A 22,433-nucleotide genomic window follows, 5' to 3' on the forward strand; every position below is an offset into this window, starting at 1 on the left:
TCAAAGATCGTCCTCGCCCGGCAGGGAAATGCCGAACTCGACCACCGTCAGCAAGCGGCCTTGTTTGGGATAGCGCCGGTCGGCGCTGGAAAACGCGCTGTCGCCGACCGGAAAATCGCCAGGTTGCAGTGCGGTCTCGCCGGTGTAACCCAACCGCGCGTGCCGCATGACCGCAGCGCTGCCGTCGCCGGCGAGTTTGCCGCCGTTCCAATCGTCGACCACGCCGCCGTAGTCCCAGTCCAAGCCGCTGAAGCGGATCGGTTTGCCGTTCAATCGCGCCAACTCGGCCAGCGGCATGCCCATGCGCAAACCGGTATCCAGGCGCCAGCGCGTGTCGCGGTCTCGGACCGTCACCGTGGACAGGCCGCGCAGGTTCTGTTCGTCCTGGAAGTACAGATAGGCGCGGCGGGTGGAGTCTTGCGGATACACGATCACGCCGCGGAATTGTTCGCCTTCCGCGCCGTTCAATCGCTCGTCGATGGCGACGTTGGCGGCGCCGAACAGTTGCCGCAGTTGCTCCGGGCCGAGGTCGGGTGCCAGCGCGCCGGGCAGCACGTAGTCGGCGATCGGGGCGAGGGTGGGGCGCGCTTTGTCGGCCGCATCGGCGGCGACCGCGTTTGTCGCGCTCGGTTGCTTCGTGACCGTGGGTGCAGGGTTTTGCGCATCTGACGCTGGACGATCGCAAGCGCTCAGCGCCAGGGCCAGCGCCGCGATCGACGCCCACCGCGCGCCGAGCGCGGACCTCATTGCTTGAGTTCGCGGATGTCGGCGCTGGCGATGCGCCAGGCGCGCTGTTCGGCGCTGGCGCCGTCGACCACGGTGCGGCGCAAGGTGTAGGCGCCGACGTATTTGCGCAGGCTGCCGTCGCGTTGGGTGGCGGTGATCGCCACCGGCACTTCGATATGGCGCTGGCCGGCGCCGGCGTCGACGCGACCGGGCGGCGCGAGTTCGATCGAAACGCCGGCGGTCTGGGCGAAACCGTTGGCGAACTGTTGCGGATCCTGTCCGCTGGCGCGGCCGCCGTCGGACCACAGCGCGTAGGCGCGATCGAACTGACGGCCGTTGATCGCCGCGTAGTAGTCGCGGACCAGGGCGACCGCGTCCTCCGGCGTCGGTTCGCTGAGCAGCGCCGCTGCGGGATCGACGGCACCCGCAGCCGGGTCGGGCGCGATGGCCGCCGGATCGTCCGCGGCAACGGTGTCGCCACTTGCCGGCAAGGGATTACCGTTTTCGTCGAGCGCCGGTTCGACCACCGCCGCATCCACCGGCGCGCCGATCTGGCCCGGGCCGGGTTTGTCCGGCATGCCGGTCACGCCGCCGCGGCCGGCGCTTTCCGGCGAGGGCAGGGATTGGCCTGATTCGCCTTGCGCGTCGGTGCCCGCCGCCGGATCCCCACCGCCGCAGGCGGTCAAGAACAGCGACAGGATCGATGCGGCGATCAGAAGGCTCAGCGAAGGCGAGCGCGGCAGGTGCGGGAGGCGCATGGGCGGTCCATGAAAACGGTCGCGCGACACCGGTCGGTCGCGCGTGCGGCCCAGTGTATAGGCGCCTTCGCGACCGCGGCGATCTGCCGGAAGTCGGGATGGGCCGGCGCTCAGGCAGATGGACGCAGGCTGACCGCGCGGCGATGCGGCCGGTTCGCGCGGCGGACTTACTGCAACGTCGCCGAGATCGACACCGCGGTCAGTTCCCAATGTCGGTCGACCGAATTGCGGCGCATCCGGTACCAGCCCTTGTAGCGTCGGCTCTCGCCGTTTTCCAAGCTCGCGCGCAAATCCACCGGAACTTCCAGCGTCTCGGGCCGCGGTTCGTCGTCCAGGGCCTTGGGCGCATCGTTTTCGATGCGCAACCCGCGCAGATTCTTCAGCGAGCGCAGATCGGATTCTTCGTTGCCGCGCGGTTGACGTTGATACGCCCAGTGCTTTGCGGCGTCCTCGGTCTTGCCCGAGCCGACCTTCTGCAGATAGGTGTGCAGCGTCTCGACGGCTTCGGCGCTGTCTTCCAGGCGTTGTTTCTCCAGTGCCTGCGCGCGCAACTCGGCGGCGCTGGGCTCGGCCGGCGGTGCGGCTTGCGCCGGTGGCGGCGCGGCTTGGTCGCCATCGGCCTGGTCCTGGTTCTGGCGTTGGCAGGAGCAGCCGACGAAGGTCAATGCGAGCAAGGCGGGAATCAGCAGGCGCATCGGCGCGGGTCCGGTCAGGCGCTGCGCCACCGCAGCCGTCTGGCGATGCTAGCGGTTGCGGCCGGACTTGCGAATGCCCGCGCCGACCGGCGGCGCCGGCCGACGCAAACCGTGACGCGCTGCCGGTCGCGGCGATGGAGACCTCCGCCGCGACCCGTGCGCGGCGGCGCGAAACTCAGGCCTGCGCGTCGCGCAACTGCTGTTCCAGCTTGTTCTTGAGGGCGTCGTCGATCTTGAGCTGGCGCGCAAGCTCGTCCAGGTACGCGCGCTCCATGTAGCTCTGTTCGTCCACCGCCAGCAGGCTGGCCAGATACATCTCCGCGCCGATTTCCGGCGTGGCCGCCGCGCGCGCGACTTCGGCCGGATCCAGCGGTTTTTCCAGTTCGTCGTGCAGCCAGCGGCGCAGTTCGGGATCGCCGTCGATGCGGCTGAACTCGCCTTCGATGACCTCGCGCTCACGGTCGTCGATATGGCCGTCGGCCTTGGCCGCGGCGACCAGCGCCCTGAGGATGGCCTGGCTGTGCTGTTCGGCCTGCGGCGGCGGCAGGCGGTCGACGGTCTGCGGCTCGACCCCGGTCTCGCCCTGCTGGCGCTTGTAGTCGCCATACGCCTTGTAGGCCAGCACGCCGACCGCGGCGACGCCGCCGTACAAGGCGATCTTGCCGGCATGCTTGCGCAGTTTTTTGTTGCCCAGCAGCAACCCCAACGCGCCTCCGGTCAGCGCGCCCTTGCCGAAATCGGCGTTGAGCAGACCGCGCTTTTCTTCCTTCGGCGCCTCGTACCGCGCCGACGGCTTGCCGCCGCCAAGCAGGCTGTCGAGGCCGCCGCCGGCGAGGCTGTTCTGGGCGGTCTTGAGCAACTGATCGAGAAAGCCTTGGGTCTTCATGCGCGGCGCTCCATGGAATGAGGTCGTGAATCACCGACCTATGGGCGCGCGACAAGGCTTCAAGCCGCGCGCGGGGGGCGCGGCCCGGACGGTAAAGGCCGGGTTTAGGCGCGGCCGGTTCAGCCGCGCTGTTGCACCGCCAGGCGCAGGCCCAGGGCGATGAAGACCGTGCCGGTCAGGCGTTCCTTCCAGCGTCCGCCGCGTTGCTTGAAACGCCGGCCGATCTGCCCGGCCAGGAAGGTCAGGGCCAGGCTGTGGCTCAGGCCGATCGCCGAGAGCAGGGCGCCCAGCACCAGGAATTGCAACCACACCATGCCGCGCTCTGGATGGACGAACTGCGGCAGGAACGCCAGGAAGAACAGCGCGACCTTGGGGTTGAGCACACCGGTCATCACCGAGCGCAGATACACCTCGCGTCCCGATGCGCGCGGCCGAGCGGGCGCGACCGAATCGTCCGCCGCCGCGGGCGCGCCGCTGCGCCAGGCCTTGATGCCGAGCCAGATCAGATAAGCCGCGCCGGCGTACTTGATCGCCTCGAACGCCAACGCCGAAGTCGCCAACAGCGCCGACAGGCCCAGTCCCGCGGCCAGTGCGTGGATCAGCGTCGCCGTCTCCAGTCCGAACGCGGCCTGGACGCCGCGCATCGTGCCGCCGGCGGTGCTCTGGGCCAGGATCCAGGCCGTACCTGGCCCGGGAATCAGCACCAGCAACGCGGCGGCGGCGAGATAGGTGGCGAGGGTGGCGAGATCGAACATGGCGGCCGGTATCGAAGGGTCGAGATAGCAGTCTGCGCCGCCGCGCCGAGGCCGCCAAGTACGGGCGCCGGATCGGCGTGGGATGTTGCGTTCCGCCGATCGCGCGGCTGCGCAACGCGCCGGCGAAACTCAGGCCGCCGCAGGCTGATCCGCGCGCAGCTTGTCGATGGCGGCGATGAACGCATCGGTGCCGGGCCATTGGCCGATCCGGCCGAGTTTCTTCGCGCCGCGGAACACCAGGAACGCCGGAATGCCGTGCAGGCCGAACCGGGTGGCCATGACCGGATCTTCGTAGACGTTGTCGTGCAGCCACTCCACGTCCGGCCAGCTGAAGCGATCCTGGGCGAGCAGCATCTGGCCCTTGGCGATGTCGCAGTTCGGGCAGTCCTTGCCCCACAGGAACAGGATCCGCAACTGACCGTCGTCGGGCAGGAACTCGGCCAGGCGCGCCTCGCGCACCAGCTTCATCGGAAACTGCCAGAAAAAACGCGGGTGGGTGGTTTCGGTCACCCGAACATCGTACTCCGCCCGCGGCCGTGCGGGCGCATGGGGTGGGCGGGGTCGGGCTTTTCCAGGAGGCTCTTGTGGGAGAGGCTTCAGCCCCGACGCTTTCCGATCCGATCACCCACTTCCAACCCGAGCGAGCGGCTCAAGCTCATCCCGTAAGGACCTTGTTCGCAAAGATTCGCGCGTCGACGGACCGCCACCGCGCTATTGCGCAACCAACTGGATATTGTTCTTGCGGAACGCCGCCAAGGTGGTGTCGTAGATATCCGAGATCACATTGTGCTGGCCGTTTTCCGGATCGCTGATCCAGAAGTGTCCATCGAGCTGGATGCCCTTGTCGTTGACGCCGGTGATGTACATATGCGGCGGCGGTTGCTGCAGCACGCGCTCGTGCGCGGCCATGGCCTCGACGAACAGGCGGCGGGCCAGTTCCAGATCGGCGTCGCCCTTGACCAGGATGCCGCAGACCAGGCGCAGGTTACGGTCCGACCAGGATTGGTTGACGATCACGTTGCTGGTCAGGCTGTCGTTGGGAACGATCGCCTCCACGCCGTCGCGGGTGCGGATCATCGTGTAGCGCACGGTCATGCGGGTGACCCGCCCGGTGATCTGGTTGGTGACGATGTTGTCGCCGACCCGCACGGATTGCTCGAACAGCACGATCAGCCCGCTGATGTAACTGGCGGCAAGCTTCTGCAAGCCCAGGCCCAGGCCGATGCCGAGCGCGCCGCTGAACGCGGCCAGCGCGGTGAGGTTGATGCCGCTGGAGGAGAAGATCACCACGGTCGCGGTGATCCACACCGCGACGCTGAAGATCCGCGACAGCGCCAGCACGAAATTGGGCTGCAAGGTGCGGCTGCGGCGCAGCAGATTGGTCACCGCCTTGTCGCCCCACAACGCGATGATCGCGACCACGACGCCGACTACCAGCCCTTTGAAAATTCCCTCGCTGGACAGCGTGATCGCGCCGACCTCGTATTGCGCCGCGTAGAACTTGGCGATGGTCTTGCTGCGGTCGGCGAATACGCCGAACACCAGCGCCAGCCAGGTCACCACGGTGACCACGCGCAGCATGATCTTCAGCAGCAGGGTCGGGCGGAACAGCAGTTCCAGCACGGCGCCGAGCAGGCGGATGATCAGGAACAGCGTCAGCAAGGTCGCCGCCAAGCCGATCAGCGGGTTGTCCAGCGAACCGCCGAACAGGCTCAGCCCGCCCAGCGTCAACAAGGTCAGCAGCGGCGTGCACAGGTATTCGACCAAGGTCCGCAGGGCTGGGCGCTGGTGGCCGAGCACGAGCTTGAGCTTGTGCGTGACCAGCACGCCGACCGCGATCGCCGCGACCAGCGCCAGCAGCGTCACCAACAGGTCGGTCGGATTGGACACCACGGTCATGGCGTCGCTGACGACTTCGGCGAATTCCGGGTCTTGTTCGAGCGGGGGGTTGTGGTCGGCCATCGGCGTTGCGGTCACAGGCTCGGTTCGGTGAGGGCGCGGTCGCGCCGGCATTGCGCGAGCGTTTTGCCCTGCGAGGACACGATGCGTTCGATCCGCATATGTTTGCGGTCGGTGCGCACCTTCATGCAGGCGCAACCGTAGCCATAGCTGTTGCCGCCGTACTGCACCCATTCTTTCTCGGCGATCGGCGGCGGCCAGTCGCCATCGGCCTGATGGCCGCCTTGCATCGCCACGACCCACTCGCCGTCGCGGTCGATCAGCCAGGCGTTGGCGGGGGAGGGATTGACGAACCAACCGCAGCGGTGTTCGACAGCGGCCTTACCCGAAGCCGGTTTCCCGTTAGCTCCCGCCGCCGCAAGCGGCATCGCCGCGAACAGCACGAGCAGCGCCAAGCCGATCCGCCGCAACGCGCTTGCGTGGGGGGCATGATCGAATCGGGTGAATGCCGGCATCGTGAAGCTCCTTCGATCCATCGGTGAATAACGCGCTGCGGCGCCGCTTGTGAGCGTGCCGCGATGGCCAGCCTACGCTATGCGGACCGGCCTTGCCGCCGGTCTTGAGGCCGATGCCTGAGGTGGTCGCGATTGCGCTGGAGCGAGGCGAGCCCGTGTAGGAGCGGCGCGAGCCGCGACCGCGACACCACGCTTTCGACGCATGCGCGATGTCGCGGTCGCGGCTTGCGCCGCTCCTACAGTCGGGTGCCCGGGCCGGCTCGCTGTCAGTCTTCCTCGTGCCTGGGTTTATAGGCCTCGACCAACTTCTGCTGGACGTTGCCCGGCACCGGTTCGTAGTGGCTGAAATCCAGCGAGTAACGCCCGCGCCCGGCGGTCACCGATTTCAACTCCGCCGCGTAGCCCTCCAATTCCGACAGCGGCACCTGCGCGCGCACGACGATCTCGCCGCCGCGGACGCTGTCGGTGCCGCTGATGCGCGCGCGCTTGCTGGCCAGTCCGCCGCTGATGTCGCCCATGTGCTGCTCGGGTGCGTTGACTTCCAGTTCGACGATGGGTTCGAGCACTTGCGGCCGGGCCTTGCCGATCGCATCCAGAAACGCCTTCTTGCCGGCGGCGACGAAGGCGACTTCCTTGCTGTCCACGCTGTGGTATTTGCCGTCGTAGACGATCACCCGCACGTCCTGGATCGGATAGCCGGCCACCGCGCCGTCGTGCAGCACCTGGCGCACGCCTTTCTCGACCGCCGGCAGGAACTGGCCGGGAATCGTGCCGCCCTTGACCTCGTCGACGAATTCGAACCCGCCGCCGCGCGGCAGCGGCTCGACCCGCAGGAACACTTCGCCGAACTGGCCGGCGCCGCCGGTCTGTTTCTTGTGGCGGTAATGGCCTTCGGCCTTGCCGGCCACGGTTTCGCGATAAGCGATGCGCGGCGGGCGCGATTTCACCTCGACGCCGTACTTGTCCTTGAGCCGATCGATGTTGATGCGCAGGTGCAGATCCGAAAGGCCGCGGATCACGGTCTCGTTGGTTTCGGTCTCGTGTTCGACCTGGAAGCAGGGATCTTCTTCGGCCAGCTTGTGCAGGGCGGTGGCGAGTTTCTGCTCCTGGCCCTTGCTCGCCGCCTCCACCGCCAGGCCGAACATCGGCCGCGGGAAATTCAGCGGCTGCAGATGGATATGGTCTTCGTCGTGGCTGTCGTGCAACACCGCGTCGAAATGCAGTTCGTCGACCTTGGCCACCGCCGCGATGTCGCCGGGAATGGCCTGGTCGATCTCGACGTGATCCTTGCCCTTGAGCTTGAACAGATGCCCGACCTTGAACGGCTTCTTGCCGTCGTCGACGAACAACTGCGTGTCTTTCTTGACCGTGCCCTGATAGACGCGGAACACGCCGAGCTTGCCGACGAAGGGATCGTTGACGATCTTGAACACGTCGGCGATCACGTGCGCCTTCGCATTGGGCACCGCCAGGATCGGTTTGGCGTCCTCGCCGATGCCCTTGAGGAACAGCGGGGCATTGGCTTCGCCCGGGTGCGGGAACAGATGCTCGGCTACATCCAGCAGTTCCTTGACGCCGGCCCCGCTGCGCGCCGAACAGAACAGCACCGGCACCAGATGGCCTTCGCGCAGGCATTGCTCGAAGGCGTCGTGCAGCTCCTCGCCAGACAGTCCGCCTTCGCCCAGATCCAGATAATGCTCCATCACGGTCTCGTTGATCTCGACCACCTGGTCGATGATCTTCTGATGCCAGTCGCCGACCGCGCCGAGGTCGCTGTCGCCTTGCGCGCTGCCGAAGCAGTCGACCACGCGTTGGCCGCCGTCGGCGGGCAGGTTGAGCGGCAGGCATTCCGGGCCGAAGGTCTCGCGGATGCTGTCGAGCACGCGCACCGCGTCGGCGCCTTCGTGATCGATCTTGTTGACCACGATCGCCCGGCACAGCCCGCGCGTCTTGGCATGTTCCATCATCCGGCGGGTGCCGTACTCCACGCCGCTGTCGGCATCGACCACGATCGCCACGGTTTCCACCGCCGCCAGCGCCGACAAGGTCGGTCCGCGGAAATCCGGGTAGCCGGGGGTGTCGATCAGATTGACGTGTACATGCTTATTAGAAGCGGCGGCGCGATCGATGCTGGCGATCGCGCAATCCAGCGAATGCCCGCGTTGTTTCTCGACCGGATCGAAATCCGACACCGTGGTGCCGCGTTCGATGCTGCCTGCCGTCTGGACTGCGCCGCCGGCCTGCAGCAGGGCTTCGAAGAGCGTGGTTTTGCCGGCGCCGGGGTGGCCTGCCAAGGCCACATTGCGAATCGATTCTGTGCTGTAGGACATGAGCGGACTTCTCCCTATTCGAAAGGGTGGGAAGGCCGTCATGGCTGTCCGCGCTGCGCGCCCGAGCGTGGCGCTCGGCGGGCGGTCATGGCGGGCCGGCGGGTCGCCGGGATCACAGACTCCCGCAGCGGGCAGGATGGGTCAAGCCCGATGACGCGAAGCGCGCACTGCTTGGCGGTTGTCGGTGTTGCATTGCGGCAGGGAATGGAGGAGTGGGAATGGAAGGCGCGCGCCGTGCCTTTACCCACATGAGGTCCGCGCTCCCATCCGTTCCCCACTCCCCCATTCCCTCTCCCGTAACATCGCCGCCGCTACGCTATGCCTCCCCTTACCGCACCGGAGCCACACATGGGCATTTCGCGTCACGCCACCGCGCATTGGGAAGGCGATCTCAAGAGCGGGCAGGGCCGCTTGAGCACGCCGCAGAGCGGTTTGCTCGACAACACGCGTTACGGCTTCAACAGCCGCTTCGGCGAGGAGAAGGGCACCAATCCCGAGGAGCTGATCGCTGCCGCGCACGCCGGCTGCTTCACCATGGCGCTGTCGGCCAAGTTGACCGAGGCCGGGCATCCGCCGGCCAAACTCGACACCCGCGCCGAGGTCGATCTGTCGATGGAGGGCGGGCCGACGCTGTCGCAGATCCGGCTGAAGGTGACCGCCGAAGTGCCGGGCATCGATGCGGCCAAGTTCCAGGCCATCGCCGACGACGCCAAGGCCAATTGCCCGGTGTCCAAGGCGTTGAGCGCGGTGCCGGTGAGTTTGGAGGCGAAGTTGGTCTGACGCTTTCCCTTCTCCCGCATCGCGGGAGAAGGTGCCCGAAGGGCGGATGAGGGCGTAAGAAAAGCGGCCGACGGCGCTAGTCGCTACTCCGCGCGCCCTCACCCCAACCCCCGGCCCGAGCGCATATCGCTCTGGCGTTCGGCGCCGCGCGAGCCAATGGCTCGCAAGCGCGGCCCCTCACCCCGCAAGCGGGAGAGGGGTTAAGAACCCGACGAGGGAATGGGAACAGAGGCGACGAGTGGAAGATGGAATATCGAGACCGGGTTCATGCCCAATCGAAAGAACCCATGACGCCGCCAACCCCCATCCGCCATGCCCTGCTGATCCACGGCGCCGGTGCCGGCGGCTGGGAATGGGACCTGTGGCGCGAGGTGCTGCACGCGCGCGGCCTGATCACGGTTGCGCCGGATCTGCGGCCCGCGCCGCAAGGCTTGGCCGCGACCACGCTGGACGACTACCGCGAACAGATGCGCGCCGAACTGGCGGCGCTGCCGCGCCCGCGCGTGGCGATCGGCGCCAGCCTCGGCGGCCTGCTGGCCTGGTTATGCGGCGATCTGGCCGACGCGATGGTCCTGATCAACCCGCTGCCGCCGCAGCCTTGGGCCGCGCAGAATCCGCCGCGCGACTGGCCCGAGGTCATGCCCTGGCGCCGCGACGCACGCCTGGCCTCGACCCGCCGGGCCATGCCCGACGCCGACGAGGCGGCCACCGTGTACGCCCTGCGGCGCTGGCGCGACGAATCCGGCGCAGTGCTGCGCCGGGCCGTGGCCGGGGTCGACGCGCCGACGCCAACCTGTCCGCTGCTGTGCATCGCTTCGCGTGAGGATCGCGACGTGGAAGCGCAACACACCGCCCGGTTCGCCGCCGCGGTCGGTGCGAGTCTGATCGTCGGCCCCGGCAGTCACGTCTGCCCATTGCTGGGGCGCGACGCGGCGCGATGGGCCGCGCAGACGGCCGATTGGCTGTCGGCGAGGTAAACGTCCCACCCTCGCAACGGGCGGCCCCGGGCCCATTCAGCCCGGGTTGACCGCTACGGCCCGACGATCCGCATCACGCCATCCCGGCGTCCGGAGTCCACCCCATGAACCGCTCGCTCGTCACCGCCCTGGGCTTGGCGCTGGCCGCCGTCACCGGCATCGCTTCGGCGCAGTCCTACGGTTATCCGCAGAACAGCTATCCGCAGAGCACCAGCAATGCCAGCTACAGCTCGCAGATCGATTTCGCGCGGGTGGTCCGGGTCGATCCGGTGTTCGAAAACTACAGCTCGCAGCCGGTCAGCGGCCCGCGTTGCTATGAGCGTCCGGCCTATGTGCAGGGCGATGCCTACTACGGCGACGGGAACGGCAACGGCGACAGCTATTACGACCCGTACGGCAGCGAGCGCCGCAGCGCCGGCACCGAAGGCGGGCGCACCGCAGCGACCGTGGTCGGCGGCATCGTCGGCGCCGTGCTCGGCAGCAAGGTCGGCGGCGGCAGCGCGCGTTACGCCACCTCGGCGATCGGCTCGATGGTCGGCGGCATGGCCGGGCGCAGCATCTACGAGCAGAACAAGCGCAGCCAGCAGCCGCGCACCGGCTCGGTGCGGGTCTGCGATCCGGTGTCCAACAACGGCAACTACTATTCCACCGGCGGCGAACGCGCGGTCAGCGCGTACGACGTCACCTACGAATACGCGGGCAAGACCTACCGCACCCGCACCGATCACAACCCGGGCGATCGCATCCGCGTGCGCGTGGACGTGCGTCCGGACTGATGGTTCGCAAGCATTACGGCGTGGTCGCGACCGCGCCGTATCCGCATCGACGGTGCCGCGGCGCAAGGAACGGTGCGTCGCCTCCGCCGGTGAACGCCGGGGCCGCAAGGCTCCGGCGTTTTCGTTTGCGCCGGCCGGGTCGGAAAAGCGTCGGGGCTGAAGCCCCTCCCACAACAGACAACGGCGTGTTCGCGAGGTCTTTTGTGGGAGGGGCTTCAGCCCCGACGCTTTTCGATCCGACAGAACGATCTGCACCCAACGCTCGCCTTCCACAAGAAACCCTGCGACGCCCCTTGTGCCTAGACCATGGTCTTAACGCGACCGTTACCTCGCTGGTCTAGCCTCGGACGCATGCCCCAGGCCGAGACCGCCGCATGCGCTATCAGGACTTTCATCGCCGTTCGATCGAGCAGCCCGAAGCGTTCTGGGCCGAACAAGCCCAAGCGATCCACTGGCATAAACCGCCGCAGAGCATCCTGGACTATTCCAATCCGCCGTTCCGCCAGTGGTTCGCCGGCGGGCAAACCAATCTTTGCTACAACGCGATCGACCGCCATCTCGACGAACGCGGCGATCAACTGGCCCTGGTCGCGATCTCCAGCGAAACCGGGCAAACCCGCGAGCTGAGTTATCGCGAGCTGCATCGCGAGGTCAACACTTTCGCCGCGGTGCTCAAGTCGCTCGACGTCGGCCACGGCGACCGCGTGGTGATCTACATGCCGAACATGGCCGAGGCGGTGTTCGCGATGCTGGCCTGCGCGCGCATCGGTGCGGTCCATTCGGTGGTGTTCGGCGGCTTCGCCGCGCACAACCTGGCACTGCGCATCGACGATGCCGAGCCCAAGCTGCTGATCTGCGCCGACGCGGGCATGCGCGGCGGCAAGGTGATCGCCTACAAGCCGCTGGTCGATGCGGCCTGCGCCGAGGCGCAATCGCCGCCGCCGCATGTGTTGATCGTCGGCCGCGGGCTCGATCCCGATCACGCCATGGTCGCTGGCCGCGATCTCGATTACGCCGCGCTGCGCGCGCAATACGACGGCGCCCAGGTCGAAGTCCAATGGCTGGAGTCCAACGAGCCCAGCTACCTGCTTTACACCTCAGGCACCACCGGCAAGCCCAAGGGCGTGCAGCGCGACGTCGGCGGCTATGCGGTCGCGCTGGCCTTGTCGATGTGGTCGATCTACGACATCCGCCCCGGGCAGGTGATGTTCTCCACCTCCGACGTCGGCTGGGCGGTCGGCCATTCCTACAACGTCTACGGCCCACTGATCGCCGGGGCGACCTCGGTGTTGTACGAAGGCCTGCCGACGAACCCCGATCCGGGTATCTGGTGGCGCATCTGCGAGCAGTACGGCGTGCGCACCATGTTCTCCTCGCCGACCGGCATCCGCGTGCTCAAGAAGCAGGACGCGGCCTGGTTGAAGAAACACGATCTGTCGCAACTGCAATGGCTGTTCCTGGCCGGCGAACCGCTGGACGAACCCACCGCGCACTGGATCACCGACGGCATCGGCAAGACGATCATCGATAATTATTGGCAGACCGAAACCGGCTGGCCGGTGTTGGCGCTGATGCCGGGGCTGGACCTGCAGCCGGTGAAGTTCGGTTCGCCCGGTTTACCGACGCCGGGTTATCACCTGCGCGTGATCGACGAAGCCACCGGCAACGATGTCGGCGCGAACGAAAAAGGCGTGCTGGTGATCGTGCCGCCGCTTCCGCCGGGCTGCATGACCACGGTGTGGAACGACGACGCGCGGTTCCTGTCGAGCTATTTCAGCCATTTCAAGGAACTGCTGTACAGCTCGCTGGATTGGGCGATTCGCGACGAAGACGGCTATACCTTCATCCTGGGACGCACCGACGACGTCATCAACGTCGCCGGCCACCGCCTGGGCACGCGCGAGATCGAAGAATCCGTTGCCGCTTACGCCAGCGTCGCCGAAGCGGCGGTGGTCGGCGTGCACGACGAGCTCAAGGGCCAGGTGCCGGTGGTGTTCGCCACGCTCAAGCCCACCGGCGAACAGGACCCCAAACTCGCCGCGGCCGGCATGCAGCAATGCGTGGTCCAACTGCTGGGCGCGGTGGCGCGTCCGGCGCGGGTGTACGTAGTCAATGCCTTGCCGAAAACCCGCTCGGGCAAGCTGCTGCGGCGTTCGATCCAGGCCTTGGCCGAGAACCGCGATCCCGGCGATCTGTCGACCTTGGACGATCCGGCGGCGTTGGAGGAAGTGCGGCGCGCGCTCGAACGCGGCGCCGATGCCGGTGGATGACTCATACCTAATCGCCGAACGTGAGCGTTGACATATTCTTTCCGCGACCGCGTTAGCATCGACGCAATGGGCCGGCAGTCGACGCCCGATTTCACCCGAGAGGCGAACGCGCCATGCAAGATCCCGAAGCCGAATCGAGCGCGACGCAGGACCGCGCACCGGGCTGGGACGCCATCAATCACGCGCTGAACCGGATCTACCCGCGTCAGGCGCCCAGGCACTACGGCACCGTGATCGGCTTCGCGCTGGGCGGCAACGATCCGTTGCCCGGCATCAGCGCCTATAAACGGATCACGCCGGTGCCGCATTGGCACTTCGTCACCTACGGCTTCAGCGAGTTGTACGAAAAACAATCCGACGATCCGCAGATCAGCGGCTACGGATTCGAGTTGACCTTCCGCCTGGCCGATCCGGACGACGGCGCGGAACCGCCGGATTGGGCGCTGAACTTCTTGCAGAATCTGGCGCGCTACGTGTTCGAAAGCGGACACGGTTTCCATGCCGGGCACTACCTCAACGCCAACGGGCCGATCGCCGCCGACAGCGACAGCGCGATCCGTTCGGTGGCGTTCGCCCACGACCCGGAGCTGCCGCCGATCGACAGCGAAAACGGCCGGGTCGAGTTTCTGCAGGTGATCGGCCTGACCAACGAGGAAGAATTCGCGCTCAAGCGCTGGTCGACCTTGAAGGTGCTCGACGTGTTCAAGGACTACCTGCCGCTGTGGACCACCGATCTGGAGCGCGGCTCGCTGCTGGCCGATGGCGACGTCGCCGCGAGGCTGGCCGAAGGCTCGGCGCGCGAAGGATCCTCGGTCGGCATGATCTACACCGATCAGTTGGCGTGGGAGCAGCGCAAGCGCCTGTTGCGCGAGCCGCTGACCCAGGTGGCGATCGGCGCGCGCCAGGTCGGCGAGTTGCTGGCCTTGCTGCCGTTGCGGCTGCCGTTCGCGCATAAGTTCAGCGTGGTCGGGCCCGATGTGCGGGTGGTGTTCGAGCCGGCGGCGCGCAACAGCGCCGAAGCGATCGGCGACGACCTGCATCTGCGCCTGGACGAACGCGCCTTGCGCAGCCTGGTCTCGCGCCTGCGCGCGCAGGCGGGCGACTACGAGGTCGACGGTTTCCCGGCGCTGCAGTTGCAAGTGCGCAAGACCGAGATTCGCAGGACCGACGGCAGCGTGGAGCAGGTGATCGGTTGAGCGCGACGGGTGTCGGCTCGAGCGGCGCAGGCTCGAGCGGCGGGGCCCCGGCCGCGACGGCACATGTGTGACATCCGCCGCGACGCGGTCGGGCCGGCTGCGTTCGTTGCGGGCCCTTGGCGTTCGAAACGCACCAGTATGGACGTCGCTGCGCGCGCGCCGGCCGCGTGGGGCGGGCCTGCCGCGCTTTGCCGAGGGCATCGGCTCGGCGGTTTTGCGCATTCAGGCGATTGAGTCCGGGCCGCCATCCGGGGTCGTGCGCAACTCGCGTCATCGGTCGGTCCGCGTCGCGGGTTAAAATGTCCGGATCGCCCCGCCCGGGCCACCCGGAGTTTCAAGATGACCCAACTCTCCGCCGGCGTGAAGTTCCGCGCCGCGCTCAAAGAAGAATCGCCGCTGCAGGTCATCGGCGCGATCAACGCCAATCACGCCCTGCTGGCCAAGCGCGCGGGTTATCGCGCGATCTACCTGTCCGGCGGCGGCGTCGCCGCGGGCTCGCTGGGCTTGCCGGACCTGGGCATCAACACGCTCGAAGACGTGCTGATCGACGTGCGCCGCATCACCGACGTCTGCGATCTGCCGTTGCTGGTCGATATCGACACCGGCTTCGGCCCGAGCGCGTTCAACATCGAGCGCACGGTGAAGTCGCTGATCAAGGCTGGAGCCGCCGCGTGTCATATCGAGGATCAGGTCGGCGCCAAGCGTTGCGGCCATCGTCCCGGCAAGGAAATCGTCTCGGCCGGCGAAATGGCCGACCGGGTCAAGGCCGCGGCCGACGCCAAGACCGATCCGGATTTCTTCCTGATCGCGCGCACCGACGCGATCGCCGTCGACGGCGTCGATGCGGCGATCGAACGCGCCATCGCCTGCGTCGAAGCCGGCGCCGACGGCATCTTCGCCGAGGCCGCCTACGATCTTCCGACCTACCGCCGCTTCGTCGATGCAGTGAAGGTGCCGGTGCTGGCCAACATCACCGAGTTCGGCCAGACCCCGTTGTTCACCCGCGATGAGCTGGCTTCGGCCGGCGTGGCGATCCAGTTGTTCCCGCTGTCGGCGTTCCGCGCGATGAACAAGGCCGCCGAAAACGTGTACCAGTCGATCCGTCGCGAGGGCCACCAGAAGAACGTGGTCGAGACCATGCAGACGCGCGAAGAGTTGTACGACCGCATTGGGTATCACGCGTTCGAGGGAAAATTGGACGCATTGTTCGCGAAGAAGGGCGGTTGATTCGATTTTCCCTTCTCCCGCGCAGCGGGAGAAGGGGGCCGACAGGCCGGATGAGGGCGCTCGTGACTTGGAGCCATCGACGTAGCCAGAAGTCGCGTGCCCTCACCCTTGCCCTCTCCCGCACGCGGGAGAGGGAAATAGGAATAAAAGACAATTTAATCGAGGAAGGACCATGAGCGATACGCAACAGACCCTGCCGAAACCGAAGAAATCCGTCGCCCTCAGCGGCACCGCCGCTGGCAATACCGCACTGTGCACCGTCGGCCGCAGCGGCAACGATCTGCATTACCGCGGTTACGACATCCACGATCTGGCGACCAAGTCCACCTTCGAGGAAGTCTCGCACCTGCTGGTCCACGGCGTGCTGCCGACCACCTCGCAGCTCAAGGCCTACAAGACCAAACTCAAGCGCCTGCGCGGCCTGCCGGCGATCGTCACCGATGCGCTGGAACTGGTGCCGGCCAACGCGCATCCGATGGACGTGCTGCGCACCGGCTGCTCGGTGCTCGGCACCGTGCTGCCCGAGCGCGAAGGCCATGCGGCCAGCGAAGCGCGCGATATCGCCGACCGCCTGATCGCCAGCTTCGGTTCGATGCTGCTGTACTGGTGGCATTTCACCCGCAACGGCCGCCGCATCGATTGCGAAACCGACGACGATTCGGTCGCCGCTCATTTCCTGCATCTGCTGCACGGCGAGCCGCCGAGCCAGCTTCTGGCCGATTCGCTGGACAAGTCGCTGATTCTCTACGCCGAGCACGAGTTCAACGCCTCGACCTTTGCCGCGCGCGTCATCGCCGGTACCGGTTCGGACCTGCATTCGTGCATCACCGGCGCGATCGGCGCGCTGCGCGGCCCCAAGCACGGCGGCGCCAACGAAGTCGCCATGGACATCATCTCGCGCTACGACAGCGCCGATGAGGCCGAGGCCGACATCCGCGCTCGCGTGGAGCGAAAGGAAATCGTGATCGGCTTCGGCCACCCGGTCTATACCACCGGCGATCCGCGCAATCCGATCATCAAGGAAATCTCGCGCGCGCTGTGCAAGGACGGCGGCAACCAGGTGCTGTTCGACGTCAGCGAGCGCATCGAGACCTTGATGTGGGACAGCAAGAAGATGTTCCCGAACCTGGATTGGTACTCGGCGTCGGCCTATCACATGATGGGCATTCCCACGCCGATGTTCACGCCGTTGTTCGTGATCGCCCGCACCACCGGCTGGAGCGCGCACGTGATCGAGCAGCGCGAGGACGGCAAGATCATCCGCCCGAGCGCCAACTACACCGGTCCGGAAGATCGTCAGTACGTGCCGATCGGGCAGCGCTGATCGCACCGCATCGAGCGCGCGTCGCGCCGGCCGTCGCCGGCGCGCTAAAACGCAATACGACCACGGAAGAGGCCAGGCGTTCGCCTGGCTTTTTCCTTGCATCCGACCTTTGCGGGTTGACGTACGTCCGCATACGACTATCGTCGAATACGACACAGAAATTTCGCGGTTTCAGCTGTCATAGTCCGGTGCCAGCCGGGAGACGTCGGCGCTGGCCGAGCGCGCGAGTGCATCGTTGCGACGATCACAGGCCGCGTTCCGGGACTCCGGAACATCCGTCGTGGGACGGGGTTCAATACGAGGGAAAGCCATGCGCGACAGTGACGTTCCGGTTAAGACCAATGAAGGTCGCGATGAAATCCAACATCGCACGCGCAAGTTACCGACGGTGCTGCGCTCGATCCTGCTGATCGTCGACGGCGATCGCAGCGCGCGTCACCTGCGCGATCTGATCGCGAGCCTGCACGGTCCGGCCGATGCGCTGGAACAGTTGGAGACGATGGGGTTGATCGCATCCTCGGCCGCGGTCGCCGCCACCCAGGTGGCGCATGCGCCGACGCCGCAGGCGCCGTTCGCGGTGCCGCGTGCCATCAACGGCCATGGCGCCGTGCCCGCCGACGCGGCGCAACGCTACCAGACGCTCTACACGCTGATGAGCGAGACCGTGCGCGAACATCTGGGCCTGCGCGGCTATTTCCTGCAGCTCAAGATCGAGCGTTGCGGCAACAGCGAAGAACTCACCGAACTGTTGCCGGATCTGAGCGCAGCCTTGGCGAAGGTGCGCAAGGACGATATCGCCGCAGAAATCGAGGCGCGGTTCGCTACCGGAAGCTGAGCTTCGCTGACGCTGACGCGTCGTCATCGTAATAGCGATAAAGCTTCAATAACCCCTCTCCCGCAAGCGGGGTGAGGGGGCGTGCTTGCGAGCCACTGGCTCGCACGGCACCGAACGCCCGAACGCTATGCGTTCGGGCGGGGCTGGGGCTGGGGTTGGGGTGAGGGTGCGTGAATCGCGGATACCGCGAGCGCATGCATTGAAGCGTCAAAGCTGCCCTCACCCTGGCCCTCTCCCGCAAGCGTCAGAGGAGATGTTCGATCAGGTATGCAACCGCGATTCCATCAGTCAGAACGACGGGCTGGTCAGAGCAGCCCTTCGGCCTTCAACGCCGCCTGCACGCCGGCATCGGCTTCCATGCGCTGCTTGAACGCGGCCAGGTGCGCGTAACCCGACAGATCGACCTTGACCGCATCGGCCCAGCGCAGGGTGATGTAGAGATACGGATCGGCGTAGCTGCGGAAACCGGCGAGCCACTGGCGATCGGCCAGGCGCTGATCGGCGCTCGCGTACAAGCCGCGCAGACGTTCGCGCGCGTGCTGACGCAAGGTGTCGGCCTGGTCCGTATCGGGATGGAACCGGCCCGGCGCGAAGATCGGCAGGAACGCCGGATGCACGTCCGAGTTCACGAACGAGAGCCAACGCGCGGCTTCTGCGCGCTGTTGCGCGCTGCCGTCGCCGGCCAACCGCGCCTGCGGAAAGGTGTCGGCGATGTAGCCCATGATCGCCGCGTTCTGGGTCAGCACGAAGTCGCCGTCGACCACCGCCGGCACCGCGCCGACCGGATTGATGGCGAGGTAGGCGGGCGCCTTCAACGAGTCCTTGTCGAGCACCTCGACTTCGAACGCGCCGCCGGTCCACTGCAGGGCGATATGGTCGGCGGTCGAACACGCGCCGGGCTTGCTGTAGAGCTTCATCCGCTATCCCTCTCGATAAGAAAAACAGGTCGGCGACTATCACCGACCTGCTGCGTATCCTCAAGGAGGGAACTGCAACGGAGCGTTACGAACGCCGGCGCTTGCGCGTCGGCGATGCGCGCCCGGCGTAGCGGCCGGAGCGCGCCTGCGATATCAACCGCGGCGCGACTTGAGCTTTTGCACCTTGTAGAAGGTGTGATCGCCGATGGTGGCGACCTGATAGGCGTTGCGCCACGACGGGCTGGCGATCGCGTGCGCGGCGAAGTGGCTCGCGCCCGGCACGATCTCCTTGCGCTGACCGGCCGGCAAGGCCCAGTTGCGCTCGGCGGCCAGAGCCACGTTGACCGACTCGGCCCAGGCCTCGGAGTTGTTCAGACGCGTGCCCGGCGAGACCAGGGTCGGCGCGAACTGCTTGTTGGCGGTAACGACCTCGCAGACCGTATCGCCCCACAGGCCGCTGTCGCGGCGGCGCAGGGCGACCTCGGCGACGGCTTGCTGGCCGCGCAGGGACTGGTCGCGGGCTTCCAGGTAAACGGTGGTGCTCAAACACAGCGAGTCGGCGGTTTGCGGCGGCAGCACGGAGGCCAGCCACAGGATCCAAGCCAGTTTCATATGACTCCTTGCTCCGTTGCGTCGGGCCGCACTGGATCGTCTGTCTCCCGGAACGGGAGAAAGGGACAGCGGTGAAGCCGACATGGCGTACTGGGGAGGGCAGCGGCTCTAACGGCGCGCTTTTGCCCCGTCACCGGAATCCGAGCCAAATGGGGCTACGGGGCGGTGGTGGGTGCCGCCTCTGCAGGGGCGGCGGAAAAGTTGGCGCAAGGTATCGGCGCCTAACCAAACCGCTACTGAACGACAAAATCCAAACGTCTAATTTGGTTGGAGTTTTTATTCTGAACAGGCGGTAGGTGCTTGGTTTTGAAAGGCTTTGTGCCGGCAAGAACCGCGCCGCCCAATCTCACTGTTGTGTGAGCGGCCGTGTTCAGCAAAACCGCGCCCCGTGAATTGGCGTCTCCGGGCGGCGGTGGACTCAGGTCGGGATGGGATTTCCGGCTCAACCGGTCTGTCCGACCCAACAGATTGGGGGACGAAGAGCCCCAATGGCCAGCGATAGTGGCCGAAGCTCCCTGTAGCAGCGGCGCGAGCCGCGACTGCGACTCCCGGCATGGGTCGTATGCGCGGTGTCGCAGTCGCGGCTCGCGCCGCTCCTACAGTCACACATACATATATATATGTAGGAACCGCGCTCAGAGCTGCGCCGCGAGCCGGCTGCCCTGATCGATCGCACGCTTGGCATCGAGCTCGGCCGCCACGTCCGCGCCGCCGATCACATGCACCGGTTTACCGCTGTCGGCGAGCGCCGCAGCCAAGGGCTTGTACGGCTCTTGACCCGCGCAGATCACCACTTGATCGACCGGCAGCACTTGCTCGCTGCCGTCGACGCGGATGCGGAAACCTTCTTCGTCCAGGCCGAGGTATTCCACGCCGCCGAGCATGCGCACCTGCTTGGCCTTCAAAGTGGCGCGATGGATCCAGCCGGTGGTCTTGCCGAGTTTCGCGCCGGGCTTGCCGGGACTGCGCTGCAGCAGCCAGACCTGGCGCGCGGGCGGTTCGGGCCGCGGTTCGGTCAGGCCGCCACGGTTGTCGCCGTAATCCAGGTCCACGCCCCATTCGGCGCGCCAGCGGGCAGGATCGGGGTGGTGCGGCTCATCGGTCGAGTGGGGGCCGTCGTGGACCAGGAACTCGGCGACGTCGAAGCCGATGCCGCCGGCGCCGACGATGGCCACGCGCGGTCCCGGCACCACCCGGCCTTGCAGTACGTCCAGGTAGGTGCAGACCTTGGCGTGATCCGAACCGGGGAATTCGACCTGACGCGGCTTGATTCCGGAGGCGAGCACGATCTCGTCGAACCCGGCCAGGGCCGCGGCGTCGGCGGTGGTGTTCAGGCGCAACTCGATGCCGGTCTGTTCGATCCGGCCGGCGAAGTAGCGCAGGGTTTCGTAGAACTCTTCCTTGCCCGGAATGCGCTTGGCCAGATTGAACTGGCCGCCGATGCGCGCGGCGCTGTCGAACAAGGTCACCCGGTGGCCGCGCTCGGCCGCGACCGTCGCGCAGGCCAGCCCGGCCGGGCCGGCGCCGACCACCGCCACCCGCTTGGGCGCCTGGGTCGGCAGGTAGTTGAGTTCGGTCTCGGCGCAGGCGCGCGGATTGACCAGGCAGCTGGCGTGCTTATTGGCGAACACGTGATCCAGACAGGCCTGATTGCAGCCGATGCAGGTGTTGATATCGGCCGCGCGCTGCCGGCGCGCCTTGTTGACCCAGTCCGAATCGGCCAGCAGCGGCCGGGCCATCGAGACCATGTCGGCCTCGCCGTCGGCGAGGATGCGCTCGGCCACGTCGGGCATGTTGATGCGGTTGGTGGTGACCAGCGGAATCCGCACCTCGGGTTTCAGCCGCGCGGTGATGCCGGTGAACGCGCCGCGCGGGACCGAGGTGGCGATGGTCGGCACCCGCGCCTCGTGCCAGCCGATGCCGGTGTTGATGAGCGTGGCGCCGGCCGCTTCGATCGCGCGCGCCTGGGCGATCACCTCGCTCCAGGTCGAGCCCTCGTCGACCAGGTCGATCATCGACAGGCGGTAGACGATGATGAAGTCCGGGCCGCAGGCCTCGCGGATGCGGCGGACGATTTCCACGCTGAAACGGCAGCGCTTGCTGGCTTCTCCACCCCAAGCATCACCGCGTCGGTTGGTGCGCGGCACGGTGAACTGGTTGAGCAGATAACCTTCCGAACCCATCACCTCGACGCCGTCGTAGCCGGCCTCGCGCGCCAGCCGCGCCGAATTGACGAAGGCCTTGATCTGTCGCTCGACCCCGCCGGCCGACAGCGCGCGCGGGGTGAACGGATTGATCGGCGCCTTGAGCTTGCTCGGCGCGACTTGCAGCGGGTGATAGCCGTAGCGGCCGGCGTGCAGGATCTGCATGCAGATGCGGCCGCCGTGTTCGTGCACCGCGCGGGTCACCTGTTTGTGCTTGCCCGCTTCCCACGGCCAGCTGAGCTTGCCGCCGAAGGGCTTGAGCCAGCCGACGATATTGGGCGCGAAACCGCCGGTGACGATCAGGCCCACGCCGCCGGCCGCGCGCTCGGCGAAATACGCCGCCAGCTTGGGGAAGTCGGCGGCCTTGTCCTCCAGTCCGGTGTGCATCGACCCCATCAGCACCCGGTTGGGCAGGGTGCAAAAGCCCAGGTCCAGCGGCGCGAACAGGTGCGGGTACAGGGGATGCGGCGCGGACTCGGCTGGATGCGGGCCCGGATCGAGCGGCTGCGGCGGGTTCGAACCGGTACGGACGGCCGTGGACATGCTGGCTGTATACGCTGGCGTATGGAATGCGCACGATGCCGGGAAAAGCGCTGTAATTCAAGGGGCGCGACGCGCCGGCCCGGCCAACGTGCGGGGTCGGGCCCGGCGCGGCCGAGGCCACGGTCAAGGCCGCGCGAAGGCAGGCACGCGGCGGGGCGCAACGCAACGGTTGTCACGGACGCGGCCCATCGCCGAACATGCCCGACCC

20 protein-coding genes are annotated in these 22,433 nt (G+C 67.0%); 8 read left to right on the plus strand and 12 right to left on the minus strand.

The genetic code is table 11. The features are described from left to right. The 9 genes from ACTOWJ_RS25315 to fusA all read right to left on the minus strand — a co-directional run bounded on the left by ACTOWJ_RS25315 (position 1) and on the right by fusA (position 8,564). Entirely contained in the window at positions 1 to 747 is a 747-nt protein-coding gene (locus ACTOWJ_RS25315) for a hypothetical protein (RefSeq protein WP_441337391.1), read from the minus strand. After that, a complete protein-coding gene (locus ACTOWJ_RS25320; protein ID WP_441337392.1) occupies positions 744 to 1,484 on the minus strand; it encodes a hypothetical protein in 741 nt (246 codons plus the stop codon). Before ACTOWJ_RS25320 ends, ACTOWJ_RS25315 begins: the two co-directional genes overlap by 4 nt. 167 nt (positions 1,485 to 1,651) lie before the next feature. Next, complete coding sequence (locus ACTOWJ_RS25325) at positions 1,652 to 2,179, minus strand: hypothetical protein (RefSeq protein WP_441337393.1); 528 nt, start codon at positions 2,177 to 2,179, stop codon at positions 1,652 to 1,654. A 175-nt stretch (positions 2,180 to 2,354) separates the two neighbouring features. Beyond that, positions 2,355 to 3,065: a tellurite resistance TerB family protein gene (locus ACTOWJ_RS25330; protein WP_441337394.1), complete on the minus strand. Its 711-nt coding sequence runs from the start codon at positions 3,063 to 3,065 to the stop codon at positions 2,355 to 2,357. 119 nt (positions 3,066 to 3,184) lie between these two features. Next, positions 3,185 to 3,820 carry a LysE family translocator gene (locus tag ACTOWJ_RS25335; protein WP_441337395.1) on the minus strand — a complete coding sequence of 212 codons (636 nt, stop codon included), beginning with the start codon at positions 3,818 to 3,820 and terminating at the stop codon, positions 3,185 to 3,187. Positions 3,821 to 3,949: 129 nt separating this feature from the next. Beyond that, entirely contained in the window at positions 3,950 to 4,330 is a 381-nt protein-coding gene (locus ACTOWJ_RS25340) for a thioredoxin family protein (protein WP_441337396.1), read from the minus strand. Positions 4,331 to 4,531: 201 nt separating this feature from the next. After that, on the minus strand, positions 4,532 to 5,797 hold the full coding sequence (locus ACTOWJ_RS25345) for a mechanosensitive ion channel family protein (protein WP_441337397.1): 1,266 nt from the start codon (positions 5,795 to 5,797) through the stop codon (positions 4,532 to 4,534). Further along, positions 5,794 to 6,234 carry a DUF4087 domain-containing protein gene (locus ACTOWJ_RS25350; protein ID WP_441337398.1) on the minus strand — a complete coding sequence of 147 codons (441 nt, stop codon included), beginning with the start codon at positions 6,232 to 6,234 and terminating at the stop codon, positions 5,794 to 5,796. The genes ACTOWJ_RS25345 and ACTOWJ_RS25350 overlap by 4 nt, the downstream gene beginning before the upstream one ends. A 266-nt stretch (positions 6,235 to 6,500) precedes the next feature. Then, on the minus strand, positions 6,501 to 8,564 hold the full coding sequence (gene fusA / locus ACTOWJ_RS25355; protein WP_441337399.1) for an elongation factor G: 2,064 nt from the start codon (positions 8,562 to 8,564) through the stop codon (positions 6,501 to 6,503). A 348-nt stretch (positions 8,565 to 8,912) separates the two neighbouring features. Here fusA and ACTOWJ_RS25360 point away from each other — a divergent pair, with 348 nt between their 5' ends. The 8 genes from ACTOWJ_RS25360 (at position 8,913) to ACTOWJ_RS25395 (ending at position 17,949) form a co-directional block, all read left to right on the plus strand. Further along, positions 8,913 to 9,344 carry an OsmC family protein gene (locus ACTOWJ_RS25360; RefSeq protein WP_441337400.1) on the plus strand — a complete coding sequence of 144 codons (432 nt, stop codon included), beginning with the start codon at positions 8,913 to 8,915 and terminating at the stop codon, positions 9,342 to 9,344. A 287-nt stretch (positions 9,345 to 9,631) separates the two neighbouring features. Then, positions 9,632 to 10,321, plus strand: coding sequence for an alpha/beta hydrolase (locus ACTOWJ_RS25365; protein ID WP_441337401.1), 690 nt, complete (start codon positions 9,632 to 9,634; stop codon positions 10,319 to 10,321). A gap of 104 nt (positions 10,322 to 10,425) precedes the next feature. Then, positions 10,426 to 11,097 carry a glycine zipper 2TM domain-containing protein gene (locus tag ACTOWJ_RS25370; protein ID WP_441337402.1) on the plus strand — a complete coding sequence of 224 codons (672 nt, stop codon included), beginning with the start codon at positions 10,426 to 10,428 and terminating at the stop codon, positions 11,095 to 11,097. 374 nt (positions 11,098 to 11,471) lie between these two features. Next, positions 11,472 to 13,367 carry a propionate--CoA ligase gene (gene prpE / locus ACTOWJ_RS25375; RefSeq protein ID WP_441337403.1) on the plus strand — a complete coding sequence of 632 codons (1,896 nt, stop codon included), beginning with the start codon at positions 11,472 to 11,474 and terminating at the stop codon, positions 13,365 to 13,367. Between the two features lie 113 nt (positions 13,368 to 13,480). Continuing rightward, positions 13,481 to 14,563, plus strand: coding sequence for a suppressor of fused domain protein (locus ACTOWJ_RS25380; protein WP_441337404.1), 1,083 nt, complete (start codon positions 13,481 to 13,483; stop codon positions 14,561 to 14,563). A 339-nt stretch (positions 14,564 to 14,902) separates the two neighbouring features. Then, positions 14,903 to 15,790, plus strand: a complete 888-nt coding sequence (prpB, locus tag ACTOWJ_RS25385) for a methylisocitrate lyase (RefSeq protein WP_441337405.1) — start codon at positions 14,903 to 14,905, stop codon at positions 15,788 to 15,790. 172 nt (positions 15,791 to 15,962) lie between these two features. Then, positions 15,963 to 17,114: a bifunctional 2-methylcitrate synthase/citrate synthase gene (gene prpC, locus ACTOWJ_RS25390; RefSeq protein ID WP_441337406.1), complete on the plus strand. Its 1,152-nt coding sequence runs from the start codon at positions 15,963 to 15,965 to the stop codon at positions 17,112 to 17,114. Positions 17,115 to 17,424: 310 nt separating this feature from the next. Continuing rightward, entirely contained in the window at positions 17,425 to 17,949 is a 525-nt protein-coding gene (locus ACTOWJ_RS25395; RefSeq protein WP_441337407.1) for a hypothetical protein, read from the plus strand. A gap of 305 nt (positions 17,950 to 18,254) precedes the next feature. Here ACTOWJ_RS25395 and ACTOWJ_RS25400 read toward each other — a convergent pair whose 3' ends face one another. The 3 genes from ACTOWJ_RS25400 to ACTOWJ_RS25410 all read right to left on the minus strand — a co-directional run bounded on the left by ACTOWJ_RS25400 (position 18,255) and on the right by ACTOWJ_RS25410 (position 22,225). Beyond that, positions 18,255 to 18,866, minus strand: a complete 612-nt coding sequence (locus ACTOWJ_RS25400) for a glutathione S-transferase N-terminal domain-containing protein (protein WP_441337408.1) — start codon at positions 18,864 to 18,866, stop codon at positions 18,255 to 18,257. A 153-nt stretch (positions 18,867 to 19,019) separates the two neighbouring features. Then, positions 19,020 to 19,478, minus strand: coding sequence for a cell wall hydrolase (locus ACTOWJ_RS25405; RefSeq protein ID WP_441337409.1), 459 nt, complete (start codon positions 19,476 to 19,478; stop codon positions 19,020 to 19,022). A 635-nt stretch (positions 19,479 to 20,113) separates the two neighbouring features. Then, positions 20,114 to 22,225, minus strand: coding sequence for an oxidoreductase (locus ACTOWJ_RS25410; protein ID WP_441337410.1), 2,112 nt, complete (start codon positions 22,223 to 22,225; stop codon positions 20,114 to 20,116). Between the last annotated feature and the right edge of the window lie 208 nt (positions 22,226 to 22,433).

The sequence above is a fragment of the Lysobacter sp. CA199 genome (assembly GCF_052078715.1).
Taxonomy (GTDB): domain Bacteria; phylum Pseudomonadota; class Gammaproteobacteria; order Xanthomonadales; family Xanthomonadaceae; genus Lysobacter.

What these genes read in the sequence shown, in the direction of transcription:
- ACTOWJ_RS25405 (WP_441337409.1), bottom strand. Translation starts at nt 19,478, where the DNA reads ATGAAACTGGCTTGGATCCTGTGGCTGGCCTCCGTGCTGCCGCCGCAA.
- fusA (WP_441337399.1), bottom strand. Translation starts at nt 8,564, where the DNA reads ATGTCCTACAGCACAGAATCGATTCGCAATGTGGCCTTGGCAGGCCAC.
- ACTOWJ_RS25330 (WP_441337394.1), bottom strand. Translation starts at nt 3,065, where the DNA reads ATGAAGACCCAAGGCTTTCTCGATCAGTTGCTCAAGACCGCCCAGAAC.
- ACTOWJ_RS25380 (WP_441337404.1), top strand. Translation starts at nt 13,481, where the DNA reads ATGCAAGATCCCGAAGCCGAATCGAGCGCGACGCAGGACCGCGCACCG.
- ACTOWJ_RS25395 (WP_441337407.1), top strand. Translation starts at nt 17,425, where the DNA reads ATGCGCGACAGTGACGTTCCGGTTAAGACCAATGAAGGTCGCGATGAA.
- ACTOWJ_RS25360 (WP_441337400.1), top strand. Translation starts at nt 8,913, where the DNA reads ATGGGCATTTCGCGTCACGCCACCGCGCATTGGGAAGGCGATCTCAAG.
- prpE (WP_441337403.1), top strand. Translation starts at nt 11,472, where the DNA reads ATGCGCTATCAGGACTTTCATCGCCGTTCGATCGAGCAGCCCGAAGCG.
- prpC (WP_441337406.1), top strand. Translation starts at nt 15,963, where the DNA reads ATGAGCGATACGCAACAGACCCTGCCGAAACCGAAGAAATCCGTCGCC.
- ACTOWJ_RS25335 (WP_441337395.1), bottom strand. Translation starts at nt 3,820, where the DNA reads ATGTTCGATCTCGCCACCCTCGCCACCTATCTCGCCGCCGCCGCGTTG.
- ACTOWJ_RS25315 (WP_441337391.1), bottom strand. Translation starts at nt 747, where the DNA reads ATGAGGTCCGCGCTCGGCGCGCGGTGGGCGTCGATCGCGGCGCTGGCC.
- ACTOWJ_RS25325 (WP_441337393.1), bottom strand. Translation starts at nt 2,179, where the DNA reads ATGCGCCTGCTGATTCCCGCCTTGCTCGCATTGACCTTCGTCGGCTGC.
- prpB (WP_441337405.1), top strand. Translation starts at nt 14,903, where the DNA reads ATGACCCAACTCTCCGCCGGCGTGAAGTTCCGCGCCGCGCTCAAAGAA.
- ACTOWJ_RS25365 (WP_441337401.1), top strand. Translation starts at nt 9,632, where the DNA reads ATGACGCCGCCAACCCCCATCCGCCATGCCCTGCTGATCCACGGCGCC.
- ACTOWJ_RS25350 (WP_441337398.1), bottom strand. Translation starts at nt 6,234, where the DNA reads ATGCCGGCATTCACCCGATTCGATCATGCCCCCCACGCAAGCGCGTTG.
- ACTOWJ_RS25370 (WP_441337402.1), top strand. Translation starts at nt 10,426, where the DNA reads ATGAACCGCTCGCTCGTCACCGCCCTGGGCTTGGCGCTGGCCGCCGTC.
- ACTOWJ_RS25410 (WP_441337410.1), bottom strand. Translation starts at nt 22,225, where the DNA reads ATGTCCACGGCCGTCCGTACCGGTTCGAACCCGCCGCAGCCGCTCGAT.
- ACTOWJ_RS25400 (WP_441337408.1), bottom strand. Translation starts at nt 18,866, where the DNA reads ATGAAGCTCTACAGCAAGCCCGGCGCGTGTTCGACCGCCGACCATATC.
- ACTOWJ_RS25320 (WP_441337392.1), bottom strand. Translation starts at nt 1,484, where the DNA reads ATGCGCCTCCCGCACCTGCCGCGCTCGCCTTCGCTGAGCCTTCTGATC.